The organism is Desulfonatronum thiodismutans (assembly GCF_000717475.1).
Classification (GTDB): domain Bacteria; phylum Desulfobacterota; class Desulfovibrionia; order Desulfovibrionales; family Desulfonatronaceae; genus Desulfonatronum; species Desulfonatronum thiodismutans.
The window spans coordinates 1-1,611 of the sequence record NZ_JPIK01000031.1 but is presented as its reverse complement, the minus strand read 5'-3'; the positions used below and the strand labels follow the sequence as shown (position 1 = coordinate 1,611).

Annotated in this window: 1 protein-coding gene; it reads left to right on the top strand. The window is 42.1% G+C overall.

Annotated elements, in window-relative coordinates:
• The first annotated feature begins 207 nt into the window (after positions 1 to 207).
• Complete coding sequence (locus GY33_RS0118725; protein WP_031388786.1) at positions 208 to 1,575, top strand: IS4 family transposase; 1,368 nt, start codon at positions 208 to 210, stop codon at positions 1,573 to 1,575.
• Positions 1,576 to 1,611: the final 36 nt, after the last annotated feature.

The window sequence follows — 1,611 nt, the reverse complement described above, 5'->3', positions numbered from 1 at the left end:
CGGTAATGGTTTTCATTCGGTGTCGGAATCGGGATAGGGATCGGATTCAGGTTATAGGCGAATAACTCAACTTTCGGGGTTGCTGTTACAGTCTGACTAAATGTCAATATGTTGAAAATTAAGAGGGTTTTTGCTTGAAAGATCCTTTCTCACTGTTTAGAATGTAACTTCTTCACGGTAACAATACAAAACAGGAGAAAGGATCAAATGCAAATTAACTATTTTCAATTCGACGGTCAAGACGAAACACAGTATTCAAATCGGCTCAAAAAGTTTTGCTCTGAATTCAATTTGGCAACAATTCTTAATAGATCTGGAATACGCAAAGAAAAAGGAATTTCCGCAAAAAATATATTTTTTACTTTGTTTTCATTACCATTTCTTGGGCTTGACATCTTTCATGGTGTAGTAAACAACAATCAAACTCCATACGGTAAAGACGTCGTATATGATTTTCTGAAATCAGAAAAATTCAACTGGAGAAAATTTTGTTTGCTTTTGGCTGCAAAGATTACATCACTTTATGAAGAACTGACCAACAAAAATAGAGAAAAAGTCCTGATCATAGACGACTCAAGCCTGAAGCGGCCAAGATCAAAAGCTGTTGAACTCCTGGCAAGGATCTATGATCACAGCGAAAAAAGATACTTTAAAGGATTCAGATTCCTTTCCGTATGTTGGTCTGACGGAGCAAGCACCTTGCCATTGGATTTTGCCATAATGTCCTCTGCAAATCCAAATAACCAGATACAGGGCATAAAAAAGGAAGTGGACAAAAGATCTTCGGGATACAAAAGACGCTTGGAAGCTGTAGGCAAGTCTACTGAACTTTTAGAGCCCATGGTCAAGAGAATCCTGAACTTTGGAATTAAAGCAGAATATGTGCTTATGGATAGTTGGTTCGCAATGCCAAGCATAATCAAGAGCCTACGCCAGCACATCCATGTTATATGCATGATCAAAAGAACACCCAATATACATTACACATTTCGTGGTAGACAATGTTCGGTGGATGATATCTATCGCCAGATTAAAAAACGCCCAGGCAGGGCCAAAATATTAGCCAGTGCCCGGGTCGAAATGAAATATGGTGGACAAGCCAAAATTGTTTTTGTCAGAGATCGACATAATAAAGACTGGTTGGCCATTTTGACCACGGATATCGATTTGCCGGACGAGGAAGTTGTTCGCATCTACGGAAAGCGTTGGGACATCGAGGTCTTCTTCAAGATGTGCAAGCAGCACCTTGGTCTGGAAAAGGGCATACAATCGAGGGACTTTGACAGTCAGGTCGCTCACACTTCCATCGTGATGGCCAGGTACATGTTCCTGTCCCTGGAACAAAGACGCCAGGATGACCCCAGAACCTTTGGCTCATTGTTCAGAGCTTGTTGCGAGGAAATGAGGGATCTGGACTTCATGGCCGCACTGAAACGTATTCTTGAGCTCGCAGTAGACAAGCTGCGCAGAGCGGGACAATACGCAGAGCAGATATTCACCGCCATGATTTCCGAAGTATTCGGGGCAGCTATCGAGTTCTTCGGCTTGAACCAGGAATTATGTCAAAGATCGTAAATAGTTGCTCAGCAAGCCGCAACCCCGAAAGTTGAG